At 27.8% G+C, this 25,455-nt stretch carries 19 protein-coding genes and 2 pseudogenes; 18 read left to right on the forward strand and 3 right to left on the reverse strand.

Features of this window, described 5'->3' with window-relative positions:
- The first annotated feature begins 200 nt into the window (after window positions 1–200).
- The 8 genes from clpP to BTM21_RS02430 all read left to right on the forward strand — a co-directional run bounded on the left by clpP (window position 201) and on the right by BTM21_RS02430 (window position 8,563).
- Window positions 201–803: an ATP-dependent Clp endopeptidase proteolytic subunit ClpP gene (gene clpP, locus BTM21_RS02395; protein WP_021876321.1), complete on the forward strand. Its 603-nt coding sequence runs from the start codon at window positions 201–203 to the stop codon at window positions 801–803.
- Between the two features lie 29 nt (window positions 804–832).
- Entirely contained in the window at window positions 833–2,128 is a 1,296-nt protein-coding gene (gene clpX, locus BTM21_RS02400; protein ID WP_021876320.1) for an ATP-dependent Clp protease ATP-binding subunit ClpX, read from the forward strand.
- 176 nt (window positions 2,129–2,304) lie between these two features.
- On the forward strand, window positions 2,305–3,963 hold the full coding sequence (gene lonB, locus BTM21_RS02405; RefSeq protein WP_079481861.1) for an ATP-dependent protease LonB: 1,659 nt from the start codon (window positions 2,305–2,307) through the stop codon (window positions 3,961–3,963).
- 169 nt (window positions 3,964–4,132) lie between these two features.
- Window positions 4,133–6,466 carry an endopeptidase La gene (gene lon / locus BTM21_RS02410; protein ID WP_079481547.1) on the forward strand — a complete coding sequence of 778 codons (2,334 nt, stop codon included), beginning with the start codon at window positions 4,133–4,135 and terminating at the stop codon, window positions 6,464–6,466.
- Entirely contained in the window at window positions 6,456–7,067 is a 612-nt protein-coding gene (yihA, locus tag BTM21_RS02415; RefSeq protein ID WP_079481860.1) for a ribosome biogenesis GTP-binding protein YihA/YsxC, read from the forward strand. The genes lon and yihA overlap by 11 nt, the downstream gene beginning before the upstream one ends.
- Window positions 7,068–7,230: 163 nt before the next feature.
- Window positions 7,231–7,593: a hypothetical protein gene (locus tag BTM21_RS02420; protein ID WP_079481546.1), complete on the forward strand. Its 363-nt coding sequence runs from the start codon at window positions 7,231–7,233 to the stop codon at window positions 7,591–7,593.
- A 55-nt stretch (window positions 7,594–7,648) separates the two neighbouring features.
- Window positions 7,649–7,888, forward strand: coding sequence for a hypothetical protein (locus tag BTM21_RS02425; protein WP_079481545.1), 240 nt, complete (start codon window positions 7,649–7,651; stop codon window positions 7,886–7,888).
- 111 nt (window positions 7,889–7,999) lie between these two features.
- Window positions 8,000–8,563, forward strand: a complete 564-nt coding sequence (locus BTM21_RS02430) for a hypothetical protein (protein WP_021876315.1) — start codon at window positions 8,000–8,002, stop codon at window positions 8,561–8,563.
- Between the two features lie 154 nt (window positions 8,564–8,717).
- Here the strand turns inward: BTM21_RS02430 and BTM21_RS02435 are convergent, their stop codons facing one another.
- Both BTM21_RS02435 and perR read right to left on the reverse strand, forming a co-directional pair.
- Entirely contained in the window at window positions 8,718–9,656 is a 939-nt protein-coding gene (locus BTM21_RS02435) for a hypothetical protein (RefSeq protein WP_021876314.1), read from the reverse strand.
- Window positions 9,657–9,767: 111 nt separating this feature from the next.
- Window positions 9,768–10,175: pseudogene (gene perR, locus BTM21_RS02440) on the reverse strand (transcriptional regulator PerR).
- Between the two features lie 334 nt (window positions 10,176–10,509).
- Here perR and BTM21_RS02445 point away from each other — a divergent pair.
- From BTM21_RS02445 to BTM21_RS02480, 8 genes and pseudogenes are all read left to right on the forward strand, one after another.
- Window positions 10,510–10,842 carry a hypothetical protein gene (locus BTM21_RS02445; RefSeq protein WP_021876312.1) on the forward strand — a complete coding sequence of 111 codons (333 nt, stop codon included), beginning with the start codon at window positions 10,510–10,512 and terminating at the stop codon, window positions 10,840–10,842.
- Window positions 10,843–10,965: 123 nt separating this feature from the next.
- Window positions 10,966–12,189: an EAL and HDOD domain-containing protein gene (locus tag BTM21_RS02450; RefSeq protein ID WP_021876311.1), complete on the forward strand. Its 1,224-nt coding sequence runs from the start codon at window positions 10,966–10,968 to the stop codon at window positions 12,187–12,189.
- Window positions 12,190–12,303: 114 nt separating this feature from the next.
- Window positions 12,304–12,519 carry a hypothetical protein gene (locus BTM21_RS02455; RefSeq protein WP_079481544.1) on the forward strand — a complete coding sequence of 72 codons (216 nt, stop codon included), beginning with the start codon at window positions 12,304–12,306 and terminating at the stop codon, window positions 12,517–12,519.
- A gap of 130 nt (window positions 12,520–12,649) precedes the next feature.
- A pseudogene (locus BTM21_RS02460) lies at window positions 12,650–14,643 on the forward strand (ATP-dependent helicase).
- Between the two features lie 13 nt (window positions 14,644–14,656).
- Window positions 14,657–16,618 carry a cell division FtsA domain-containing protein gene (locus BTM21_RS02465; protein ID WP_079481543.1) on the forward strand — a complete coding sequence of 654 codons (1,962 nt, stop codon included), beginning with the start codon at window positions 14,657–14,659 and terminating at the stop codon, window positions 16,616–16,618.
- Window positions 16,619–16,669: 51 nt separating this feature from the next.
- The gene (locus BTM21_RS02470; protein WP_021876306.1) at window positions 16,670–17,875 is read left to right on the forward strand and encodes a M20 metallopeptidase family protein; all 1,206 of its coding nucleotides are present in this window, start codon (window positions 16,670–16,672) and stop codon (window positions 17,873–17,875) included.
- 50 nt (window positions 17,876–17,925) lie between these two features.
- A complete protein-coding gene (locus BTM21_RS02475; RefSeq protein WP_021876305.1) occupies window positions 17,926–18,894 on the forward strand; it encodes an RluA family pseudouridine synthase in 969 nt (322 codons plus the stop codon).
- Between the two features lie 19 nt (window positions 18,895–18,913).
- Entirely contained in the window at window positions 18,914–20,533 is a 1,620-nt protein-coding gene (locus tag BTM21_RS02480; RefSeq protein ID WP_021876304.1) for a putative polysaccharide biosynthesis protein, read from the forward strand.
- Window positions 20,534–20,557: 24 nt separating this feature from the next.
- Here the strand turns inward: BTM21_RS02480 and spoVB are convergent, their stop codons facing one another.
- A complete protein-coding gene (spoVB, locus tag BTM21_RS02485; protein ID WP_079481542.1) occupies window positions 20,558–22,057 on the reverse strand; it encodes a stage V sporulation protein B in 1,500 nt (499 codons plus the stop codon).
- Between the two features lie 192 nt (window positions 22,058–22,249).
- Between spoVB and BTM21_RS02490 the strand changes: the two genes are divergently transcribed.
- Both BTM21_RS02490 and BTM21_RS02495 read left to right on the forward strand, forming a co-directional pair.
- On the forward strand, window positions 22,250–24,019 hold the full coding sequence (locus tag BTM21_RS02490) for a sensor domain-containing diguanylate cyclase/phosphohydrolase (RefSeq protein ID WP_242944818.1): 1,770 nt from the start codon (window positions 22,250–22,252) through the stop codon (window positions 24,017–24,019).
- A 144-nt stretch (window positions 24,020–24,163) separates the two neighbouring features.
- Window positions 24,164–25,453 carry a PQQ-dependent sugar dehydrogenase family protein gene (locus BTM21_RS02495; protein ID WP_021876301.1) on the forward strand — a complete coding sequence of 430 codons (1,290 nt, stop codon included), beginning with the start codon at window positions 24,164–24,166 and terminating at the stop codon, window positions 25,451–25,453.
- Window positions 25,454–25,455: the final 2 nt, after the last annotated feature.

A 25,455-nucleotide genomic window follows, 5' to 3' on the forward strand; every position in this document is an offset into this window, starting at 1 on the left:
AAAAAAAAATTATATAATTTAGTATAATTACTTTTTTGTATTTTTGGATATAGTATTAGAAGAAGATTTTGTTCAGAAATAATAAACTCATAAATATCTTAATAAATGTTGAGCTATAATGATATTTATATTTAAGATTATAATATTTTAATTTATAATCTTAATTAAGAGGGTAAAAAGTTAGAGAAGGAGGGAATATAATGAGTTTAGTTCCAATGGTTGTAGAACAAACTAGTAGAGGGGAAAGATCTTACGATATTTTTTCAAGGTTATTAAAAGATAGGATCATAATGTTAAGTGGAGAAGTAAATGATACTACTGCTAATCTAGTTGTATCACAATTACTATTTTTAGAAAGTGAAGATCCGGATAAAGATATTTATATCTACATAAATAGTCCAGGAGGATCAATTACAGCTGGTATGGCTATTTATGATACTATGCAATATATAAAGCCAGATGTTTCTACTATATGTATAGGGTTAGCAGCATCAATGGGGTCATTTTTACTTTCATCTGGTGCTAAAGGTAAGAGATTTGCATTACCAAATAGTGAAATTATGATTCATCAACCTTTAGGTGGATTCCAAGGTCAAGCAACTGATTTTGATATTCATGCTAAGAGAATCTTAAAGATTAAAAGTTCTTTAAATAAAATTTTAAGCGAAAATACTAATCAACCTATAGAAAAGATAAAAGCTGATGTTGAAAGAGATTATTTTATGTCAGCAGAGGAAGCTATGAATTATGGGTTAGTAGATAAAGTAATTACTAAAAAGGAAAAAGGTAGTAATAATAAATAATTCTATCTTAACCTGAGTGAGGTGAATTTATGGCTAAGTACGAAGATAAAAAACAACTTAAATGTTCTTTTTGTGGAAAAGGTCAAGAACAAGTAAAGAGATTAATAGCAGGACCTGGAGTTTATATTTGTGATGAATGTATAGATTTATGTTCAGAAATTATCGCAGATGAATTTGAAGAAAGTAGTGAATTAGACACTACTACTCTTCCGAAGCCAAATGAGATAAAAAATTACCTAGATCAATATGTTATTGGTCAAGAGAAATCAAAAAAGGCTTTGTCAGTAGCTGTATATAACCATTATAAGAGAATCAGTTCTAACTTATCAGATGACGAAGTTGAATTACAAAAAAGTAACATACTTTTATTAGGTCCAACAGGATCAGGAAAAACACTTCTAGCTCAAACTTTGGCTAGATTTTTAAATGTACCATTTGCTATAGCGGATGCAACTACTTTAACAGAAGCAGGCTATGTAGGTGAAGACGTTGAAAATATTCTTTTAAAATTAATCCAAAATGCTGATTATGATGTAGAAAAGGCAGAAAAAGGTATAATTTATATAGATGAAATAGATAAGATTGCTAGAAAATCAGAAAATCCATCTATTACAAGAGATGTATCTGGAGAAGGTGTTCAACAAGCATTACTTAAAATTTTAGAAGGAACAACAGCTTCAGTTCCACCACAAGGTGGAAGAAAACATCCACATCAAGAATTTATTCAAATTAATACTTCAAATATATTATTTATTTGTGGTGGTGCCTTTGATGGGATTGATAAAATTATTGAAAAAAGAACTACAACAAGCTCAATTGGGTTTGGAGCAGAAATTCAATCAAAAAAATCTAAAGATATGGGTAAATTATTAAAGGATATAATGCCAGGAGATTTATTAAAATTTGGGTTAATTCCTGAATTTGTTGGTAGATTACCTGTAGTTGTGACTTTAGAATCATTAGATAATGATGCTTTAATCAATATTTTAACTGAGCCTAAGAATGCTTTGGTTAAACAATATTCAAAATTATTTGAAATGGATAATGTAGAATTAGAGTTTACAGAAGATGCATTAAAAGCTATTGCAGATGAAGCTATAGCTAGAAAGACTGGGGCAAGAGGATTAAGAGCTATAATAGAAGAAATTATGGTTGAGATTATGTTTGATATTCCATCAGACGAAAGTATATCTAAGGTTATAATTAATGAAGAGTGTATTAAAAATAATAAATTACCAGAATTAGTTAAACTTTCAGAAGGTGAAGTTAGACCTCAAATAAAGTCAAAAAAAGTAAAGCAAAGAAAAGGCATGGAAACAGCCTAAGATAAAAATATCACTTAATTACAGTTAAGTGGTATTTTTTTTGTAGAAAAAACATGGTTATTTTTCCTTATTTTATAGAATATTAACCTCTCTTTAAGTTAATAATATTGATAGTGGGAAATATCCCATTAATAAATGAAGGGAGGAATGCATTTACAATAGTAAATGTTATGGGTATGACACAAATATTAATAGTTTTACAAGTAGTAACGATGGTAGTTTTTATATTTTATATGATGAGCAATAACAAAAACACTCGATCAACTAAGGTTGTTATCGATAAGGAAAACACAAAAGAGATGGATAAGTTAACTAAAATGAGGAGTATTCAATTAACACAACCTTTAACAGAAAAGAGTAGACCTTCAACTTTTGAGGAAATTATAGGTCAGGAACAAGGTATAAAGGCTTTAAAGGCAGCTTTATGTGGTCCTAATCCCCAACATGTAATTATTTATGGACCTCCTGGAGTAGGTAAGACAGCTGCAGCTAGACTTGTGTTAGAAGAAGCAAAGAAAATGGCGAAATCTCCATTTAAGCAAGATGCAAAATTTGTGGAGATAGATGCAACTACAATAAGGTTTGACGAGCGGGGGATTGCAGATCCTTTAATAGGTTCAGTACATGATCCTATATATCAAGGAGCGGGTAATTTAGGGATAGCAGGAATTCCACAACCAAAACCTGGAGCTGTAACAAAGGCTCATGGTGGAATGTTATTTATTGATGAGATAGGAGAGTTACATCCTATAGAGTTAAACAAATTATTGAAAGTATTAGAAGATAGAAAGGTTTTTTTAGATAGTTCTTATTATAGTTCAGAAAATCCTAATATGCCTGATTACATAAAAGAAATATTTGATAATGGTTTACCAGCAGACTTTAGGCTTATAGGGGCTACTACTAGAGGACCAGAAGAAATAGTTCCTGCAATTAGATCAAGATGTGTTGAGATATTTTTTAGATCCTTACACCCTGACGAAATAATGTTAATAGCTAAAAATGCAGCTAAAAAGGTTGGGTTAGAGATATCTGATATAGGTTTAAAAACTATAAGTAAATATTGCAATAATGGTAGAGAAGTAGTAAATTTAATTCAACTATGCTCAGGTATTGCTATAAATGAAAATAGAAATAACATAACTATGGCAGATATTCAATGGGTAATTGAAAATGGTCAATATAATGAAATTTTAGATAAAAAAATAAAGGAATCTCCTGAGATAGGCGTAGTAAATGGGCTTGCAGTACACGGAGCTAATATAGGTATGCTTATGGAAATAGAAGCAACTGCTAAAGAGATTACTCATAGAAAAGGAGAACTTAAGGTAACTGGAATAATTGAAGAAGAAGAAATGGGTACTAATAATAGACGTGTAAGAAGAAAAAGTACTGCATATTCTTCAATTCAAAATGTATTAACAGTATTAAATAATATTTTTGATTTAGAATGTGAAAAATTTGATATTCATGTTAACATCCCAGGTGGTATTCCAGTAGATGGACCATCAGCAGGAATAACTATAGCAACAGCTATATATAGTGCTGTTAAAAAGTTAAATGTAAGTAATGAAGTTGCTATGACAGGAGAAATAAGTCTTTTGGGTGGAGTTAAACCAATAGGTGGAGTTTCAGCTAAGATATTAGCCGCTAAAAATGCCGGAGCTAAACGTGTTATTATCCCAATAGAAAATTGGAATGATAAATTTAAGAATATAAAAGATGTAGAGATAATACCTGTAAAGACGTTAAAAGAGGTTATAAATATTGCTATACAAACTAATATACATAGTGAAGAAAAAATAGATGTATTATCAGCAAAAGCAGAAAGTTAAAAGTAAATATTAAAATAGAAAGATATATGAAAGTTAAAAAGATTTACTTTCATATATCTTTTTAATTATTTAAAAAATTATTTTCCTTTAGTATGATTGAAAAAAATATGATTTATGTGTATACTATTAAAGTTACATATTATATGTGTAATGGATGGAGGGGAATAATATGAATGAAAATAAAAACACTCTACCTTTAATTCCTTTAAGAGGAATTACAATTTTTCCTAATATGGTTATGCATTTTGATGTAGGCAGAGAAAAATCTATTGCAGCTGTGGAATCAGCTATGGAACAGCAAGCAGATTTATTCCTTTCAAGCCAAAAGGATCCTAATATAGAAGAGCCTGAATTGGAGGATATACAAGAAATAGGGACCATATGTAAGGTAAAACAGCTTCTTAAGCTTCCAAATAATATAATAAGAGTTTTAGTAGAAGGAATAGAAAGAGCTAAACTTATAAATATCGAAGTAAATGAAGAATATATGGAAGCTACAATAGAAAAATTAGAAGAAGTGCAAGATATAGATAAGCAAGAAATTGAAGCTTATGTAAAAATGTTAAAGAAAAGCTTTAATAAATATATAAGAATTTCAGAAGGTGGAAAGGCAACAAATATAAACTTATTTGAACAAGTTAATGATTATAGTGAATTAACTGACGTTGTTGCATCTTATGTAATTATAGATGAAGATAAAAAACAAGAAATTCTTCAAGAATTAAATGTGATAAGAAGAATAGAAAAGTTACTTGCAATAATAGAAAATGAAATTGATATTATAAAGGTAGAGAAAAAAATAGGGAATAAATTAAAAGATAGTATGGATAAATCTCAAAGAGAATACTATCTAAGAGAGCAAATTAGAGTAATCCAAGAGGAACTTGGCGAAGATGATGATGACAAGAAAGAACTTTCAAGATATGAAGAAAAAATAAAAAATGCGAAATTGCCTAAGTATGTTAAGGAAAAGGCTAAAAGTGAACTTTCAAGATTAAAGTCAGCTGGAAGCAGTTCAGAAGGTAATGTAATAAGAAATTATTTAGATTGGATTTTGGACATTCCATGGAATAAGTCTACTAAAGATAACTTTAATATTAATAAAGCTGAAGATATACTTGATAAAGAACACTATGGACTTGAAGAAGTAAAAGAGAGAATTGTTGAGTATTTAGCAGTAAAGCAATATACAAATAGTTTAAAGGGACCGATTTTATGTTTAGTTGGACCACCTGGAGTTGGTAAGACATCTATAGCAAAATCAGTAGCAAAAGCTACAAATAGAAATTTTGTAAGAATGTCTTTAGGTGGATTAAAGGATGAAGCAGAAATACGAGGACATAGAAAGACTTATGTTGGAGCTATTCCAGGTAGAATTGTTTATTCTATAAAAGAAGCGAAGTCTAACAATCCTTTAATGTTACTAGATGAAATTGATAAGCTAGGTTTTGATCACAAAGGAAATGTGGCAGATGCTTTATTAGAAGTATTAGATAGCGAACAAAATAATACTTTTAGAGATCATTATTTAGAATTAGATATGGACTTATCAAAGGTAATGTTCATAACTACAGCTAATTCTTTAGATAATATACCATCACCATTATTAGATAGAATGGAGATAATTGAAGTATCAGGCTATACTTATGAAGAAAAATTCCATATTGCTAAGAAATATCTAATTCCTAAGATATTAAAAGAACATAAGTTAAATAGTGAAAAGTTTAAGGTATCTGATGGAGCTATTAAAGATATTATAAATAGTTATACTTGTGAATCAGGTGTAAGAAGTTTAGAAAGAGTTTTATCTAAATTAGTAAGAAAATCTCTTACAGAAATGATAAAAAAGGAAAAGGAAGTAACTAATATTACAACTTCTAGAATTCAAAAGTATTTAGGAGCTCCTATATATTCTTATGATAAGAGAGAACATGAAGATAGAGTAGGAGTAGTAAAAGGTATGGCATGGACAGCAGCAGGGGGAGATACACTTCCTGTAGAAGCTGTTACTATGAAAGGTACTGGTAAATTAGAATTAACAGGACAATTAGGAGATGTAATGAAGGAATCTGCTAAAATAGCTTTTGGATATGTTAGAGCTAATGCTAATAAGTTTGGCATAAAAGAAGATTTCTACAAGGATACAGATATTCATATACATTTTCCAGAAGGTGCTATTAAGAAGGATGGACCATCAGCAGGGATAACAATAACAACAGCTATAGTTTCAGCGTTAACTAATAAAAAAGTAAGAAGTAATGTATCAATGACAGGCGAAGTAACCTTAACTGGTAGAGTTATGCCAATAGGTGGATTAAAGGAAAAATCAATAGCAGCCTTTAGAGCTGGTATTGATACTATAATAATTCCTAAAGAAAATGAAAAAGATATAGTTAAAATACCTTCAACTATAAAAAACAAGTTAAATATTATTGTTGTAGAAGATGTAAAAGAGGTATTAAATAAAGTAATAATTGGAGTTGATACTATTGATAAAAATTAAAAATTCAGAGTTTATTATATCAGCTGTTAAAAGACATCAATATCCTGAAACAGGATTGCCAGAAGTAGCTTTTGTAGGACGCTCAAATGTTGGGAAAAGTTCAATAATAAATGCATTAACAAATAGAAAAAAATTAGCTAAAGTAAGCCAAACACCAGGAAAAACTAGATTAATAAATTTCTTTATGATAAATTCAGGAGAATTTTATTTAGTAGATTTACCTGGGTATGGATATGCTAAAGTTTCTAAAAAAGAGCAAGAAAGCTGGGGAAATACTATAGAAACTTATTTAACAGGAAGAGAGCAGTTAAAGAGAGTTATACTATTAGTAGATTCAAGACATAAGCCAACAACGCAAGATATACAAATGCATGAATGGATTAAGCATTTTGGATATGAAGAGATTGTAGTAGCGACAAAGAGTGATAAGCTTTCTAATAATGACCTAAGAAAAAGTGAAAAAATAATAAAAGAAACATTAAAACTAGATTCTAATGATAAGTTATATTTCTTCTCATCACTAAATAAAAAAGGTAAGGACCAATTGATTGATAATCTTTTTAGTGGTTTAGTACAAATGGAAGAAAATGTAGAAGAGTAATAGTTCTAAGAACCTGTAGGAATGGGTATTTCTACAGGTTCTTTCTTTTTATTTTAAAAAATTAAATATTTAAGCTTAAAATACAGTGTCAATTTTAATTTAAGCTCATAGTATATAGTATAAACAAACAAAAAAACTAAAAAATCCCAAGGAGGAGTAAATTATGGAAATGAATGAAATTCTAAATGGTTTAAATTCATGCGGATGTAACGATGGAGGGACACCACAATGTGCACCACAATGTATACCAGCATGCGATAATGGATGTGGCTGTGGATTCGGCTCATGGATATGGATATTATTAATCCTATTCTATAGTAATGGATCATGTATGTGGGGAAATAACGGATGCGGCTGTGGATGTGGCTGTGAGTCTAAGAAATCATGTGGATGTGGCTGTGGAGCTAATAATGGAAGCTGCTCATCATATTTATTCCTATTAGTTATCTTATTCTTATGTGCTGGCTGTGGATTTGGCTGTGGTTCAGACAATGGTAACTTAGGTAACTTATTTGGATGTTGCTAATAAAAACTATTAAAAAACCTGTTAAAAAACCTGATTTTAGGAAGGAGAGATAATTATGTCAAAAAAAAGTTGTGAAAAGAAATGTGAATGTTGCTGTCAAGATTGTTGCTGCAACAATGGGTGCGGAAACGTATTTAATGGATTAAATAGTTGTTGCTCACCAATAATATTCTTGTTAATCGCTTGTGGTTCAGGATTATTAAATAATTGTAGATCATATTTAATTATCTTATTATTCTTACTATGTGGAGGATCATTCAATAGTTTCTTTGGCGGAGACAATTGCTGCTGCTAGTATAGAAGATGGAGGGCCTATGGCCCTCCAAAAAAATGTCCAAAAACATAAACATATTTATTATCAATACATATAATGAAAGTATATATTAATTTATTAGGAGGAACCTACATGTCAAAGAAAAAACATAGACATAAGGTAGAACAATGTGATTGTCCTAATTGTAGAAATAAGAATAATAAGGGGACCAACAATCCTTTTGGTATAAATCCAGCTCAATTAATGGGATTACTAGGGGGAATGGACATGAGTCAAATAGGGAATATGCTCTCTTCGATGAACAGAGATGGGTTTGATTTAAACAATTTAAACTTAGGTGCTATGCAAAATATATTAGGTGGAAATAATAATAATAGTGGTATGAATCAAGGTGGCTTTGATGTAAGTTCATTACAAAATATAATGTCTAAAGTTGGAAGTGGAGCAGGATTGAATTTTAATAATTTAGATTTTGGTCCATTGCAAAATATGATGGGGGGGAATAATAATCAAGAAAAATCAAATGAAAATAAAGCTAATGAAAAAAATAATAATAAAATTTCAGATGATTATGATAGTCTAAGTATAGATGAGAACATAGAATTTCTAAGAAATATAAGAAGTATAGTAGATCCTAAAAGAGCAGATTTTATTGATAAAGTAATAGAAGCGTATAACAATGGTTCTTTTAGATAAAATATTTTATAGTTAAAAATGTATAAAAATATGATGGGGAGTTCATACTATAAATGTACCGGAGAAGTATTCTCCTATAGCAAATGAAGATAAATCTTCATTATAGCTAAAACCCCCCATCCCCCTTTAGGCCGCGAAAGCGGCCTTTTACTTTTTAATCAGAAGTCTTTTTTATAGATGATATTTTAAATTCTTTATAGTCATCTTTTTGTATAGTTAAATAAATAATAAGTTCCTTTTTAGTATTATCAGGATCTTGTATTTTAACTTCTTGAAAAGATAAACACCAAGTCATAGATAATATTTCACCATTATCATCCCAATTAACATCATGGAAAAAACCATTTTGAAAATCATATCTATAGTTTTCTTTATCTAAATTCCAAAGAAGACTTAATTCACTACTAGAAATATTAGGTGAAAAAATATCAGGTGGATCAGATATTTCATATTGAGCTTGTATAAGGTCTACAAAAGATTGAACTGAACCAAGACCAGGAACTATAGGTTTTGAAAAACTTATATCTTTTAATTTATCACCATTAAAAATATAGGAACTAGTAGAAGTATCTCCTTTGCTAGAGGATAAGGATAATATTCTAGGTGTTTTAGAGTTAGTAGAATCAAAGATACCTAAGATATTATCATTAGAAGTATAGATATTATAAAAGTCATTATTTTGCCAAGTAAAGATATAGTTTATTGTTGAATTATTCTTAGAGCCTCGAATAATTATTTCAGGTAGTCCATCTCTAGATAAATCAAAAGTATTAATCTTAATCGGCCAACTGTTAGACAAAGAAATTAATTCTTCAGAACCATCTTTACTTCTTAAAGTGAATTCTTTATTTTTACCCTTAATTTTAACTATGTAATATTCTTTTTCTTTTAGTATTTCTATAGTTTCTTTTTCACCATCTCCATCAAAGTCTTGAGTAATATCTTCTCCATTAGATAAACTATTTGAAAATGTAGCAATAACTTCAGCATTCTTATTTAATTTGTAAAAAGAAAATGATAATGTAAGAAGTACTCCTAAAAGGATTAAAGATGATAAAGTAAGTTTTTTCTTTATTACTATAAATTTAGCCATAAAATCACCTCAGTTTAAGTATATGAAGTAATGGTAAGATAAATTCAATTTTAACTAATGCAAAAGAAAAAACCAGTAAATTTAATAAATTAAATCTACTGGCAAATACAATTATTGACATTCCTTACAAATGCCATAAAAGAATACCTTGTTTGATATTACTTTATAATCTGAAGCGTCTTCTGCAGTTTTGTTTAAGTCTTTAAAACTTAGAGTTTCTAAATCATCGACTTTACTGCAATTAAGACATTGAATATGAGCATGCTCGCAAGGGTTGCCGTCATATCTAAAGTTTCCTTCGCCTACATTAATTTCTTGAACTAGCTCTACCTCTACTAAAGTTTTTAATGCTTTATAAACTGTAGCTAAACTCATAGTAGGATATTCAGGTTGAAGAGCTTTGTAAATAGTTTCAGCTGAAGGGTGTTCTTTTGTACCCATTAGGTACTTATAAACTGCTAGTCTTTGAGGAGTAAGTTTTAATTTTTTTTATCTAAAGATAGAAGTTATATTATCCATGATACACCATCCTTATATAGTTTAAATTAATTATATATTAATCAATATATAAAGTCAATTAATAATATACAATAAGAAATAATTACTATTAATTAACTTAATGATATTAACTAAATATTCAAAAAACTCTTGAATATCTAGACAAATTATGTTAATATCAAGATAGATGTTAAGAAATTAACAAATAAATGGAAATTAACAAACGTAAGTAGTTACAAAATACTTCAGTATTATTAATAATAACATAAATTTAATGTATAATATATAATAAGAATAAAAAAAACTAAAAAACTACAAATTTGTTATACTTTTTATGACTTAAGGAGGAGTACTAATGGCAAAATATAAAGTAGGCGATGAATTAATAGAAATAAATGATCCATCAAAAGAAATTAAAAAGTTAAAGGAATTAACTAATCTTACTACGGATGGTGAGTATGCACAAATTTCTTGGGGATTAAAAATTATTAATGTTGAATATGATAAGCCATACGTAACATTAACATATAAAAATTTTAATGGTGAATTAAATAAGGTGTTTGCAGAATGTAAAGATATAGCTAATTTTGATCAAGAAAAGGTATTAGAAAAAGCATTATTGAAGGCATTTACAAACGAAATAATAAATATTTCAGTAGTGAAGAATATAGGACATAAAAAAATGTAGATATAAATAAAAAGAGTTTCACAATTATGAAACTCTTTTTATTTATGAATATAATCCTATGCCTTTTAAAAGAGATATCATTAATGTATAATATTAAATAAAATAGAGAGATTAGGAGTATATATGGATATCTTTATAGCTAGACAGGCGGTTTATGATAAAAATGAAAAGACAGTTGCATATGAACTATTATACCGGAGTTCTTTAGAAAATAAGTTTGATAGTTCTGTAAATCCAGAAGATGCTACATATAAAGTTATTCAAAATATTTCATCTTTTGGATTAGAAAAGTTAACTAATAATAAAAGAGCATTTGTTAATTTCCCAGAAGAAGTTATAAATAGCAATATGGCAACGCTTTTGCCTAAACAGAGAACAGTAATAGAAGTATTGGAAACAGTAAAGCCTACAAAAGAAATATTAGATAACTTATTGTTTCTAAAAAGAAAAGGTTATTGTATAGCTTTAGATGATGTTAATGATATTGATAAAGTTGAAAAATTTATAGGTATTGTTGATATTGTAAAAGTAGACTTTATGTTTTCAAGTAAAGAAAAAAGAATAGAGATAGTTAATTTTATAAAAGATAATAATTCAAAATCAGGTAATATAAAATTGCTTGCAGAAAAGATAGAAACTAAAGAAGAGTTTGAAGAAGCTATAAATTTAGGGTTTCATTATTTTCAAGGATATTATTTTAGTGCTCCATCTGTAATTTTAGGTGAAGATATAGCTATAAAAAATACAACAATATTTAATGTGCTTGTTGAATTATTAAAAAAAAATTTCGATATAAATAGAATAGAAGGAATATTGATGTCAGATGTGGCGTTAAGTTATAGATTTTTACGATTTATAAATTCTGCATACTTTAGTTTTGTTCAAGAAATATCATCTATAAGGCAAGGAATCATGCTTATAGGAATAGAAGAGTTACGGAAATGGTTATCTATAACTTCAGTAGTTGAAATGAGGCTAAGTAAAAATGAGGAATATGCTAATAATACAGTTATAAGAGCAAAATTCTGTGAATTAATTATGGAGAAAATAAACTATGAAGAAAAAGCTAGTGCTTTTATGGTAGGATTATTTTCGGATTTGCACCTTATGATGAAAAGCGACCTTTATAGTGTAGTATCTGAACTTCCTGTAAATTCTGTTATTAAAGAAGCTTTATTAGGTAAAGAAAATATATTAAGTAACATATTAAAAGTTGCGTTAGCATATGAGGAAATTAATACTGAAACTATGTACAAGTTATGCAGTAAAATAAAAATAAATACAGGAAATTTAAGAGATTTATATTTAAACGCAATAGAATGGTCGGAAAAAATAAATACATATTAAAGAAAAAACAAAAAAATTACCAAATCAACCTTAAATATCTTTAAATTTACATAGAGTTATATTATAATAATATTATGGTTTCGTTTTCACATTTGGGTATTGGGGGGTAGAATTATGAGTAAGTGTCCATTTTGGTCTACTAGTAGAGAAAAAGTAAGTTGTTATAGTGATTGCCCGATGAATGAATCAATTCAAGAAGATGAGATTTGTCCATTCAAGGAACATTTAACAACAAAGCTAATATACAAAGATTCTATAAGTGAAGACTTTGCTTATTCACAAGATAAATATTTTGGTTATGAATTAATGGAGAAAATAATGAACTATTAAAAGGAGTGTATTTAACACTCCTTTATTATTTTCAAAAATATAGTAAATCTATTGTAGAAAAATAAAATAATTAATACAATATAGGTAATTATATTTTTAAATAGTTTAACGAAAATGTAAAGGGGATAAAATGAATATAAATTTAGATGAGTTTCAACAAGAAGCTGTTTATATAAAAGATAGAAATGTATTAGTGGTTGCAGCACCTGGTTCAGGAAAAACTACAGTAATAATAAATAGAGTAAACTACTTAGTAAATAATTTGAAAATAAAGATAGGTAATATAATAGTAATTACTTTTACAAGGGCCGCTGCGGACAATATGAGAACTAGATACAAGAAGATATTTGATTGTGAAAAAGCACCTTTCTTTGGGACTTTTCACGGATTGTTTTATAAGATTTTACTTAGAGAAGGATATAAAATAGACATAATAGATGGTGGAATAGCTTATAGAATAATTAAGAATGTATTATCTAAATATTTAGATGATGTAAATGATGATAAGATAAAAGAAGTTTTAAATAATATTTCATACTTTAAGACTTCTCTAAAAGAACTAGATGAATATAAGCCTACATTATCAAAGGAAATTTTTGAAGATTGTTTTTCTCATTATGAAGAATATAAAGATAAAAATAACCTTTGGGATTTCGATGATTTAGCTATAACTGTTTTCAAGTTATTTAGGGATAATGAAGTAATATTAAAAAAATATAAAATGTTATTTAAATATGTTTTAGTAGATGAATTTCAAGATTGTGATGATTTACAAATAAGTTTTTTAAAGTTAATAAATGATGGGAATGAACTTTTTGCTGTAGGTGATGAGGATCAATGTATTTATAGCTTTAGAGGATCAAAACCAGAATATATGGTAAGTTTTAATGAAGACTTTAAAGATGCTAGAAAGGTATATTTATCAATTAATTATAGAAGTAAATTAAATATAGTGGATATATCTAAAAAGGTAATTAAATATAATTTGAAAAGAAATAAAAAAAAAATAAATTCCTTTAAAGAAAATAGAGGGGTTATAAGATATTCAAAACCTTACGATGAAACAGCACAAGGAGAAGAAATTGCATCAATAATAGAAAAAAGTATAGATGCCGTTGATGAGAATGCAATTCTTTATAGAACAAATATGGAAGCTAGAAGTTTAATAGATACTTTTACGAGAAAAAGAATACCTTTTGTACTTTTAGATAAAGGATACAATTTCTTTGATCACTTTATATGTAAAGATATATTAAGTTATCTTAGATTAGCAATTAATATAAATGATAAAGGAAGTTTTATTAACATAATAAACAAACCTTTTAGATATATAAGTAAAGCTACTATTGCTTATGTAAAAACTTCAAATGAATATAAAAACTCGTTTGATTTAATTATAGATAAAAAGGATACTCCTCCATATCAAGCTAAAAAATAGCAGATTTGAGAAGAGATATTCAATATTTAAACAAAGTATCTTTAGGGAGTGCTATTCAAATTATAATTTCAGAACTTGGGTATATAGATTACTTAAAAGAATACGGTGAACGATATAATCAAAGTATTAGTGACTTGGAAGATATTTTAGAAGAATTTAAAAGCGCAGCACAAGGGTTTAAGACTATAGTTGAACTTTTAAATCATGTTGAAAATGTAAAAGAGCAAATAGAAGAAAGTAAAGCTGAACAAAAAGGAGTTATACTAAGCACTATACACGGTGTTAAAGGAATGGAATTTAAAAATGTATTTATAATAAATTGTGATGAAGAAACAATACCTCATAAATCATCTATTGATAAAAATATAGAAGAAGAGAGAAGATTATTTTATGTTGGTATAACAAGAGCTATAGATAATTTATATATATATTCACCTAAAACTATTAGGGGTAAATTCAAGGAGCCTTCAAGATTTATAAAAGAAGGTGAATTTTCAGAAGAAAACAAAGTAGAGAGTTATGGTATGGAAGTTGGAAATAATATTTTCCATAAAAATTATGGAGAGGGTAAAGTTTTAGATATTGATAAAGATACTATAAGTATAGACTTTGGTGACAACATTTTGAGAAGATTTTCCTTAAAAGTGTTAATAGAGAGTAATTTAATAGATTTTAGAATTGAGTAAAGAGGTTAATATTATGAATGATTTAAATGTTAGAAATCTTAAATTTGCATTAGATATAGGAACACGTTCTATGATAGGGACAGTTTTGGAAGTAAAAGATGATAGGATGCAAGTTATATGTGAAAAATATATAGAACATGAACAACGAGCTATGATAGATGGGCAAATACATGATATAGATTTAGTTTCTAAAGGAGTTTTAGAAATAGTTTCAAGTTTGGAAAGTGAACTTAACATAAAATTAGAATCAGTAGCAATTGCAGCAGCAGGAAGATTCCTAAAAACAATAGATACTAAAGCTGAAATGGAAATAAATCCTGATGAAGAAATAACTAATGATACAATAAGAAGTTTAGAGTTAATTGCAGTAAAAGAAGCTGAAGAGAAAATACAAGGGAATACAGATGGTAAGCTTTATTGTGTTGGATATTCAGTTGTAAGCTATTATTTAAATGGCTTTGTTATATCAAATCTTAATGGACATAAGGGAGAAAATATTTCAGTAGAAGTTATTTCAACTTTCCTTCCAAGATCTGTTGTTGATTCTTTATATACTGTTATTAAAAAAGTAGGATTAAGAGTTGAAAACTTAACATTAGAACCAATAGCAGCAATAGAAGCAGTTGTTCCTAAAAAATTAAGACTTTTAAATATAGCGTTAATTGATATAGGAGCAGGTACATCTGATATAGCTATAAGTGCTAATGAAAAAATTTCAGCTTATGGAATGGTACCTCAAGCTGGGGATGAAGTAACAGAGGTTATAGTACAAGAGTGTTTAGTAGATTTTAATTCAGCTGAAGAAATAAAGAAAAAAATAAATATTCAAGAAGAAATTACATATACAGATGTATTAGGCTTTGAAAATACTATTAAAAGTGAGGATTTAAAAAAAGCAATAAAGCCTATAGTAAAGAAGATAGCGGAAAGTATATCAAAAAAAATTATAGAGCTAAATGGCAGTAAGTCTCCAAGTGCTTTATTTTTAGTTGGAGGAGGGGCTCATACTCCAGGGTTATCAGAAGAGATAACAGCAGAACTGAAAATGGCACCACAAAGAGTTGCTATTAAAGATAGAAAGGCTATTGATGAATGTATTAGCAATGATAATTTAGGCTCAGAAGGTGTTACTGTATTAGGTATAGCATTAGTAGCTGCAAAAAATAATGGTAAGGATTTTATTGATGTAATCTTAAATAAGACTCCTATAACTATGTTTAATACAAAGGAACATAAAATAATGGATGTATTATTACAAGCAGGAATAAATCCAGCGATGTTAATAGCTAAAAATGGGAAAAATATAAAATATACAATAAACGGAAATAAAAGAATAGCTTTTGGAGAAAAAGGAGAGAATCCTATTATAAAGTTAGATGGAAATTTAGCCAATATAGAAGAAAGAATTAAAGCAGGCTCTAATATAGAAGTAACTTTTGCAACAAAAGGCTTAGATGCTAAACCCAAAATAATGGAACAAATAAAGACTTTAGATAGTATAAGTATTTATATAAATGAAAAAATTATAAATGTTGAAACAATATCATTTATAAATGGAAATTTAGTAAGCCTAGATACTGAAATTAAAGATGGTGATAATGTAACTTTTTTAATGCCTAAAACTATAGAAGATTTAAAGAAATATATAATAAAAAAAGAAGTTGCTTTATATAAAAATGATATGGAGCTAGATGATAATTATGAAATTTCTGATGGAGAGAAATTTCACACAAAAGATATAGAAACATCTAAAGAAACTATTGAAAATTCTAGTGAAGAAATAAAGGTAAATGTAAATGGAAAAAACATAGTACTTAAAAAAGATACTGAAAATATATTTGTTAGCATATTTAATTATATAGATTTTGACCTAAAAAATACTCAAGGTATAATAAATCTTAGAATAAATGGTATGGAAGCTAAGTTTACTGATAGTTTAAAAGATGGTGATAAAATAGAGGTATTTTGGAGTTAGTTAAAACCTCTTAATGGTTTTTGTTTCGGCTTATAAAAAGGGGGACGTATTATGAGCTATTTCAAACAACAAGCCTTAAATATTAAGAGTGAACTTATAGATATAAGACGTAAACTACACGAAAATCCAGAACTAGGTATGGAGGAGTATGAAACTTCAAAATTAATAAAAACTTTTTTAAAAAAAGAAGGTATTAATTTTGTTGAAGTAGCTAAAACTGGGGTTTGTGGAATAATAGAAGGAACAAAAGAGGGGCAAGATTTAAAAACAATAGCGTTAAGAGCAGACATGGATGCTTTACCTATTGAAGAAAAAAATTCTTGCATATATTCATCTAAGGTTAATGGAAAGATGCATGCGTGTGGACATGATGCACATACAGCTATACTTTTAGGTTGTGCAAAACTTTTAAATAAAAATAGAAATTTATTTAGTGGAAATGTAAAACTTTTATTTGAACCAGCAGAAGAAACTATAGGCGGTTCTAAAATTATGATTCAAGAAGGTGTTTTAGAAAACCCTAAAGTAGATGCTATATTAGGATTGCATGTAGAAGAAACTGTAGAATGTGGTAAAGTAATGGTTAAAAAAGGTGTAGTAAATGCATCTTCAAATCCTTTTAAAATAATTATAAAAGGGTCGGGTGGACATGGGGCATACCCTCATACTACAATTGATCCAATAGTTATAGCAAGTAATATTATTCTATCACTACAAACTATTGTTAGCAGAGAAATAAATCCTAATAATAAAGCAGTAGTGACGGTAGGTACAATACATGGAGGTACAGCTCAAAATGTAATACCTGAAGAAGTTATACTTACAGGTATAATAAGAACTATGTTTAAAGAAGATAGAGAATATATAAAAAAGAGACTAACAGAGATAGTAAGTGGAATATGTAAGGCATCAAGAGCTAATTGTAGTATCGAAATAGAAGATTCATATCCAAGTCTTTATAATGATAACTTTATGGTAGAGTTATTTAAAAATGTGTCAGATAATATTTTAGGTAGGGAAAATATAATTGTTCAAGAAAATCCTAAAATGGGAGTTGAAAGCTTTGCATATTTTGCAAATGAAAGGCCTTGTGTATTTTATTTTTTAGGATCTTCCAATAAAGACAAAGGGATTATATATCCAGCTCATAGTAGCTTGTTTGATATTGATGAAGATTGTCTGACTATAGGAGTAGCAATACAATGTGAGTTGGTTCTTCAATATTTGACAAGAAGGGAATTTAATATTAATCTATAACAATGGGGAAAATATAATTAAAGATAGAAAAAACACTAGGAGTGATTAGTTTGATAATAGGAATAGGTACAAATGAGGCAGGTCAAAGATTAGATAAGTTCTTAAGAAAATTATTAAAGGATGTTCCTTTAAGTAAAATATTTAAGGCTTTAAGAAAAGGCGACGTAAGAGTAAATGGAAAGAAACAAAAGGAAAATTATACATTACAATTAGATGATGTAGTAGAAATAAAATATATTCAAAGTAATAAAGAAAAGACAAAACCTAAGTTTATAAAAGTAGAATCTGGTGGTTTAAAGATAACTTATGAGGATGATAATCTTTTAGTTGTTGAAAAGTGGCCAGGAGTATTAGTTCATCCAGATCAAAAGGGGCACGAAGCAACATTAACAGATTATGTTTTATCATATCTAAATGAAAAGGGTGATTATCTTCCAGAAAGTGAAGTAACATTTACTCCAGCATCATGCAATAGATTAGACAGAAATACTTCAGGTATAGTTATTTTCGGAAAAACTTTTGAAGGCTTGAGAGAATTAAATGAAATAATAAGAGAAGGTAAAGTAGATAAATATTATAATGCACTAGTTAAAGGTAAAGTTAAAGATGGGTTATATAAAGGTTATATCCTAAAAAATGAGGAAGTTAATATATCAAAAGTATATGATAATGAAGTTCCAAATTCAAAAGAGATAGCCATGGAAGTTAAAACTATACAAACTAATGGTGCATATTCTTTATTAGAAATAAATTTAATAACAGGAAGAAGTCATCAAATTAGAGCTCATTTAGCTCACCTTGGAACACCGATTATAGGTGATAGTAAATACGGAGATAGAAAATTAAATTCTTTCTTTGCAAATAAGTTTGGGTTAGATTGTCAGTTTTTATATGCATATAAACTGATCTTTAGAAATACGGATGGGAAATTAGATTACTTAAAAAATAAAACAGTAGTTGAAAGTTTACCTCCAATATTTAAAAAGATAAAGAAGGATGTATTTAAGTTTTCAATATAGATTATAAAAGGGGATAAGTATGGAAGAGAGAAATGCCGGGAGAGGCTTTTTAATATTATCTATAGCTGGACTTGTAGGGAAGTTACTTTCAGCTGTCTATATGCCGTTTTTAAGAGGAATAATAGGTGTAGCAGGTTATGGAATATATCAAGCAAGTTATGATGTTTTTATATTTATATTTGCAGTAACAAGTTTAGGTACTCAACCAGCTGTTACTAAGGTTGTTACAGAACTTAGAGCTATTGGAAATCATAAAGATGCATTAAGAGCGATGAAGCTTGCCAGAAGGTATTTAGCTATAATAGGGGTGGTAGTTACTGCAATATTTATGACTTTTGCATCTAATATAGCAGAATTTGTTAATGCGCCTAAATCAGGAATAGCATTATTTATTTTAGGGCCAACAATTGTATTATCAGCAATATTATCTTCATATAGAGGATATATACAGGGAATAGAAGATATGACTACCTTAGCTATATCACAAGTTTTAGAACAAATAATAAATGTAGTTTTAAGTTTAGTATTTGCTTTTTTACTTGCAAAATTTAGTTTAGAGTGGGGTAGCGCTGGAGGAACTGTTGGTACTTCAATAGGAGCGTTAGTTGCAATAGTATTTATAATGTTCATATATGAAAAAAGAGATTATGAAGAAGAAGCAATTATAAGTGATACGTCTACTAAAAAAGTAAGTGATAGAATTATTTTAAGAAAACTTATAATGTATGGACTTCCAATAACATTAGTTGCAGGAATGCAAAATGCAGCAGGAATCATTGATGTAGCAAATGTTAACGGTAGATTATTACATGCAGGTTTTATAGGTTCAGAAGTAAATAGCTTATATGGAATATTAGGAAGTTATAAAACATTAATATATGTACCATTAACAATAGTTACTGCTTTAGGAACAGCTATTTTTCCAAAGATAATTCAAGCTTTTGTGGAAAGAAATAAAAAAGAATTAAAAAAACAAATGAGTTATTCTTTTAGAATAACTTATATGATAACTATACCAGCTACTTTTGGATTAGCTGTTTTAGCAAAACCAATTTATGAATTCTTATTTGGAACTTCACAAGGGTATGAACTTTTAATGTATGGTTCTTGTGTTTTAATATTTATGTCAATAACAACTATACAAAATACAATCCTTCAAGGAATTAATAAGTTGTATTTAATATTAGCTACAGCTGGGCTTGGGATAATAATAAAATTTATAGCAAATTACTTCCTTGTAGGTATTAAAGAAATAAATATAATGGGAGCTGTAATCGGGAATTTACTGGCATTTTTAGTTCCAGCAATAATAAATCATATAGAGCTAACAAAGTTCTTTAAGGTAAAAGTTCCAATAATAAAACAAGCAATAACCCCAATAATATCATCAATAATTATGACGTTTGTTATATATATAATTAAGGTTCCTGTACTTAGATCAATCTGGATAATTTCTGAAGGAGCGTTAATGACTAGACTATTAATAGGTCTTGCAACTTTTGTTTTAGTAGCTATAGGGGGAGTAGTTTACTTATACATAATGGTTTGTTTTGGTGGAATAAGAAAAAAAGATTTAGATATAATTTCTCCTAAATTATATAAAGTAATGCCGAGAAGTATTAGAAGACAATTATTATAAAGGTGAGCTGGAGAGCTCACCTTTTTAATCTTCTACAACACCAAAAAAACTTAAAATTGCAAATATACCAAAGGATAATACGCAAATAATTATATTTTTAGCTATAAATAAGTCTTTTAGAAGAGTAATTGATAATATGTTTAAAATCATATAAATTAATATACTTAACAAAATAAAAATACTTATATTAGTTTTAGATAAGTTTAAATCTAAATGTTTTTTTACTTCATAAAGGTTAATTGCAAGACTTAAAGTTGAAGTTATGAACATTGTTAAAGCATATCCTAAAATATTTATACTTGGTATAGCTGTAAATATAAAAAGTGAGATAAGTTCTACAAATGCAACTATAAGAGAGTTTCTTAAAATAATTCCTTGTTTATTTAACCCATTAAGAATTCCAAACATTGTAGTTGATGTAAATAAAATAGGTGCACAAAGAGAACTGATTTTTATATATTGGCCTAAATCGTCTCTGTTATAAAACATCTGCCCTAAAGAGTCAGGGATTATATTGCAAATTATAGTAGTAGCAAGTCCCAGTAAAAAGGCTATCTTCATTACCTTCCTTATTCTAACAGTTGCATTATAATACTCACCTTTACTTAAAGTTTGAGATAAATCAGGTATTATAAGAGAGTTTATAGAGCTTACTACAATCATTGGAAAACTAATTATAGTTAAAGCCATACCAGTGAATTTACCAATTAAACCAAGAGCGGTAGAATAATCGAATCCAGCAACTATTAATCTTCTTGGAATTATTAATGTAGAAGCTGTTGCAAATAAGTTACCTAAAAATCCATTTATACAAAGAGGAAAAGCAATTATAAATACGTTAAATAATAATTGTGAAGCTCTTTCAGGTTTATCCTTGGTTATAGGTGCTTTTCTAGATAAATGTTTATAATAAGTAAAAAGTAGTAATAAACTTTGAAGCTCACCAATTGCAAGTGATACATAAGCTAGGGTTACTAAGCCTTCAATAGTTTTAGACTTAAACATAAAAATTAAAAGGGCAAGAGTTAAAACTCTCATAGCTTTTTCTAAAATATCTATAAAAGAAGGCATAGTTATTTTAGAAACTCCATAAAAATATCCTTTTAAAATATTAGATAAGGCTATAAAAACCATAGCAGGACAAGTAACTCTTATTGCATTTACAGTCCTAACATCATTAACTCCATATTTACTTATAAATGGAGCAAGAATAAAAACAATAATTCCTATAATAACAGCCCATACAATATTAAATATAGCTACAGTTTTCATTGTTTTTCGTATGTTATTATATTCACCTTTAGCGTTATAGACTGCTGATACTTGTGAAATAGCAGCTATAATACCTGCTGTCATCAAGCAAATAAACAGATTATATATTGGCATAACCAAACTATATAATCCGATTCCTTTAGGACCTATAAGATTAGATAAGTATATTGAAAATATAAAACCTAAAATACCAGTTGTTATATTTGATGCGGTAAGTAAAAATGAGTTTTTAACAAAATTATCTTTTCCCACAGCTATTCACTCCTTTAATTACATTTATATTTATTCGAATAAATTAAAAATTATGATATTACATTAAATATTACAAAATACAACAAAGATTATAAGTTATATGTGTTTAAATTTTAATTTAATTATATATTTTATTTTAATTTTGATGTATAATACATAAAAGAGTTACTATTTAAAAAAGGAATGGATACAATGGATATATATAAATTATTTTTTGAAAATATGCCATGGCCAGTTTGGGTTGAAGATATAAATAAAAATATTATATTTTTAAATTCGTTATATAAAAAAGAATATACAAAATGGTTTGATGGTAAAAAAGAAAATGGTGTTTTTGAAAATAGATTAACTGAAAAATATAATAATGAAATTAAAAAATGTATTGAATCAGGAATTTTAAGAAAAGTTTCAGGTGAAAAAGATAATAAATTTATAGAGTGCTATATAATCCCTCTTAAAAATGAAAATCAAGGTGTTAAAGCGGTAGCAGGAATAATAGTAGACGTTACTGAAAAAAAAGAAAAATATTTCAAGTTAAAAAATCAACGTAATATATTAAAGACTATTATAGATGTATTGCCAGAAAGTATATTTTATAAAAGTAATAAATCTAAATTTTTAATGTATAATAAACGATTTAAAGAGTTTTATAAAAGAAGAGGAGTAGATGAATTAAAGGGAAAAACTGATATGGACATATTTTCAGATAAAGAAGTAGCCTTAGAATTTATAAAGCAAGATAAAGAAGTAATTGCTGAAAAGAAAAGTAAGTATTTTGAATGTATAATTACAGATGAGAATGGAGATACAAGAATAGAAGAAAATTTAAAGGTTCCTGTTATAAATAAAGGTGGAGATGTTTTAGGTATTGTAGGATTATCTAGAGATATAACTGAAAGAAAAATATTAGAAGAGAAGCTTAGATATTTAAGTTATACAGATGAATTAACAGGCCTATATAATAGAACTAAATTTGAGGAAAGAGTAAAGGAACTAGATAAGGAAAAATACCTTCCGTTAGGGGTAATAATGGGAGATGTTAATGGACTCAAGTTGGTAAACGATACAATAGGGCATCTTCAAGGTGATAAATTCTTGAAAAATATAGCTAATATATTGAAGGATGTTTGTAAAGAAAAGGGAGATGTATTTAGGTGGGGAGGAGATGAATTTATAATTCTACTTCCTAAGTGTAATAAGAGCCAATGTGAATCTATGATACAAGACATACTAAATAGATGTAAAAATCATGAGTATGAATTTATAAAATTAAGTATAGCTTTAGGAGCTGGAATTAGAACTTCAATGTCTGAAGATATATATAATTGTATAGAAAGTGTAGAAGATAAGGTATATCATCAGAAATTATTAGAATCGAATAATATAAAGAAATCCATTATAAAATCTTTAAGACATAGTTTAGAATTAAAAAGTATAGAAACAGATGAACATATAGAAAGAATAGCTAAACATTCTAATGAAATAGGAAAGAAAATGGGCTTAAGTGAAGTAGAATTAGAGGACCTTTCTTTAGTAGCGCAATTACATGATATAGGGAAGATAGGAATAAAAAAAGATATCTTATTAAAGAATAGTGAGTTAAGCAATGAAGAAATTGAAATTATGAAAACTCATACAGAAAAAGGATATAGAATAATAAATTCGTCTAGCGAACTTATACAAATAGCTAATTCTGTGTTAACACATCATGAAAGGTGGGATGGCATGGGATATCCTTTAGGATTAAGGGGGAAGGAGATTCCTATATTAGCTAGAATAATAGCTGTTGTAGATACTTATGATGCAATGATTACAGGAAGATTACATAAAAAACCTATAAGTAGAGAAGAAGCTATTGAAAAATTAAAGCACTATTCTGGAAATAGATTTGATCCAGAAGTTGTAAAAACTTTTATTACTTTAATTTTTCAGAAGGTTTTAACTTATAATAGTAATTTATAAGATTATAAGCTAATTTAGTAATACAATTCTAAAGTATTATTATATTTTCACAATAGTAGAAAAAAGGATAATTTAAAATATTCAGGTAATATTTTACTTATTTTAAAATATAAATTAATCATAAGGCAAAAAGGAGGGGGATATATGAAACGCTTTATAGAATTTCTAGCCATATCAATTATAATTGTAACCTGTGCTTTTGGCATTTTTAAATTAACAAATAAATATGATTTAGACGTAATATATCAAAATATAGATTGGTCTATTAGATTAAAAGGATGCAATGGGGCAAAAAGTTTTGATTTTGACAAGGACGGAAATTTATACATAGCCTTTAAGGATACAATTAGAATATTGAATAAAGATGGAAAGGATGAAGTTATAATAAATGAAAGCTCCTTTGATATTCTAGATATACTATGGCATGATGATAAACTTTTTATTGCTACAGATAATAGAGTTGTGGAATACGATCCAAAAACTCATGAAAGCCAAGATTTAGTAACAGATATACCTAATAGAGGTGAAAATAAAAATATACAATTATTATATAAAGATGATATTTTATATTTAACAGTAGGGAGTAATACAAACTCAGGTATAGTAGATGAAAAAGGAAAAGCAGAAGATATTGCAACAATTCCGTGGATATTAACAGGTAGTAATTGTGGAGAAAATAAAACAGGACCTTTTTCACCTTATTCAGTTTCAGTAGAAAAAGGAGAAAAGGTAAAAGAAAATAAGATAGGTAACGCTTCTATAATGGCTTATGATTTAAAGAACAAAGAAACTACAATATTTTCTCATGGTATTAGAAATGTTAAAGGTATTGATGATGATAGCGAAGGTAATATAAAAGGTATCGTAGGAGGAATGGAAGATAGAGGACTAAGACCTATAAAAGATGATAAAGACTATATATACGAATTTAAAAAAGGTGCTTGGTATGGATGGCCAGATTATAGTGGAGGAGATCCTATAATTTCACCAAGATTTACTGAGGGGGAAAAAATAGATTTTCTAATAGAAAATCATCCAATAAAAACACCTACAGCACCATTATATCAGCATAAAGATATTAGCTCTTTAAATGGATTTGCAATTGATAAAGAAGGTAAATTCTTTTTGAAAGATACAATGATATTTGCAGATAACAAACAAAGTGTTTTATATGCTCTTACAACAGATGGGATTTTGAAGAAATTAGTAGATTTAAGTGAGAATAGTTATGTAGAAAAGGTTAAGTTTTATGAGGATGGATTCTTTATATTAGATAGTAATCTAGGTTGCTTATATAGATTAGAAACTTTAAATTCAGGTACTTTATTTAATCTTCCAAAAGTAGTATGGATATTTTTTATAGGATTTTTAATAGTATTATTAATCTGTATCATATTCAAATTTAATAAGAAAAACTTAGTTAACAAAAGGTAGAC

It is taken from the genome of Clostridium chauvoei (assembly GCF_002327185.1).
In the GTDB taxonomy this organism is placed as follows: domain Bacteria; phylum Bacillota; class Clostridia; order Clostridiales; family Clostridiaceae; genus Clostridium; species Clostridium chauvoei.

Bases quoted from the DNA above. Each gene is read 5' to 3' on its own strand.
- clpP (WP_021876321.1), top strand. From the start codon at position 201: ATGAGTTTAGTTCCAATGGTTGTAGAACAAACTAGTAGAGGGGAAAGA.
- clpX (WP_021876320.1), top strand. From the start codon at position 833: ATGGCTAAGTACGAAGATAAAAAACAACTTAAATGTTCTTTTTGTGGA.
- lonB (WP_079481861.1), top strand. From the start codon at position 2,305: ATGACACAAATATTAATAGTTTTACAAGTAGTAACGATGGTAGTTTTT.
- lon (WP_079481547.1), top strand. From the start codon at position 4,133: ATGAATGAAAATAAAAACACTCTACCTTTAATTCCTTTAAGAGGAATT.
- BTM21_RS02420 (WP_079481546.1), top strand. From the start codon at position 7,231: ATGGAAATGAATGAAATTCTAAATGGTTTAAATTCATGCGGATGTAAC.
- BTM21_RS02425 (WP_079481545.1), top strand. From the start codon at position 7,649: ATGTCAAAAAAAAGTTGTGAAAAGAAATGTGAATGTTGCTGTCAAGAT.
- BTM21_RS02430 (WP_021876315.1), top strand. From the start codon at position 8,000: ATGTCAAAGAAAAAACATAGACATAAGGTAGAACAATGTGATTGTCCT.
- BTM21_RS02435 (WP_021876314.1), bottom strand. From the start codon at position 9,656: ATGGCTAAATTTATAGTAATAAAGAAAAAACTTACTTTATCATCTTTA.
- BTM21_RS02445 (WP_021876312.1), top strand. From the start codon at position 10,510: ATGGCAAAATATAAAGTAGGCGATGAATTAATAGAAATAAATGATCCA.
- BTM21_RS02450 (WP_021876311.1), top strand. From the start codon at position 10,966: ATGGATATCTTTATAGCTAGACAGGCGGTTTATGATAAAAATGAAAAG.
- BTM21_RS02455 (WP_079481544.1), top strand. From the start codon at position 12,304: ATGAGTAAGTGTCCATTTTGGTCTACTAGTAGAGAAAAAGTAAGTTGT.
- BTM21_RS02465 (WP_079481543.1), top strand. From the start codon at position 14,657: ATGAATGATTTAAATGTTAGAAATCTTAAATTTGCATTAGATATAGGA.
- BTM21_RS02470 (WP_021876306.1), top strand. From the start codon at position 16,670: ATGAGCTATTTCAAACAACAAGCCTTAAATATTAAGAGTGAACTTATA.
- BTM21_RS02480 (WP_021876304.1), top strand. From the start codon at position 18,914: ATGGAAGAGAGAAATGCCGGGAGAGGCTTTTTAATATTATCTATAGCT.
- BTM21_RS02490 (WP_242944818.1), top strand. From the start codon at position 22,250: ATGGATATATATAAATTATTTTTTGAAAATATGCCATGGCCAGTTTGG.
- BTM21_RS02495 (WP_021876301.1), top strand. From the start codon at position 24,164: ATGAAACGCTTTATAGAATTTCTAGCCATATCAATTATAATTGTAACC.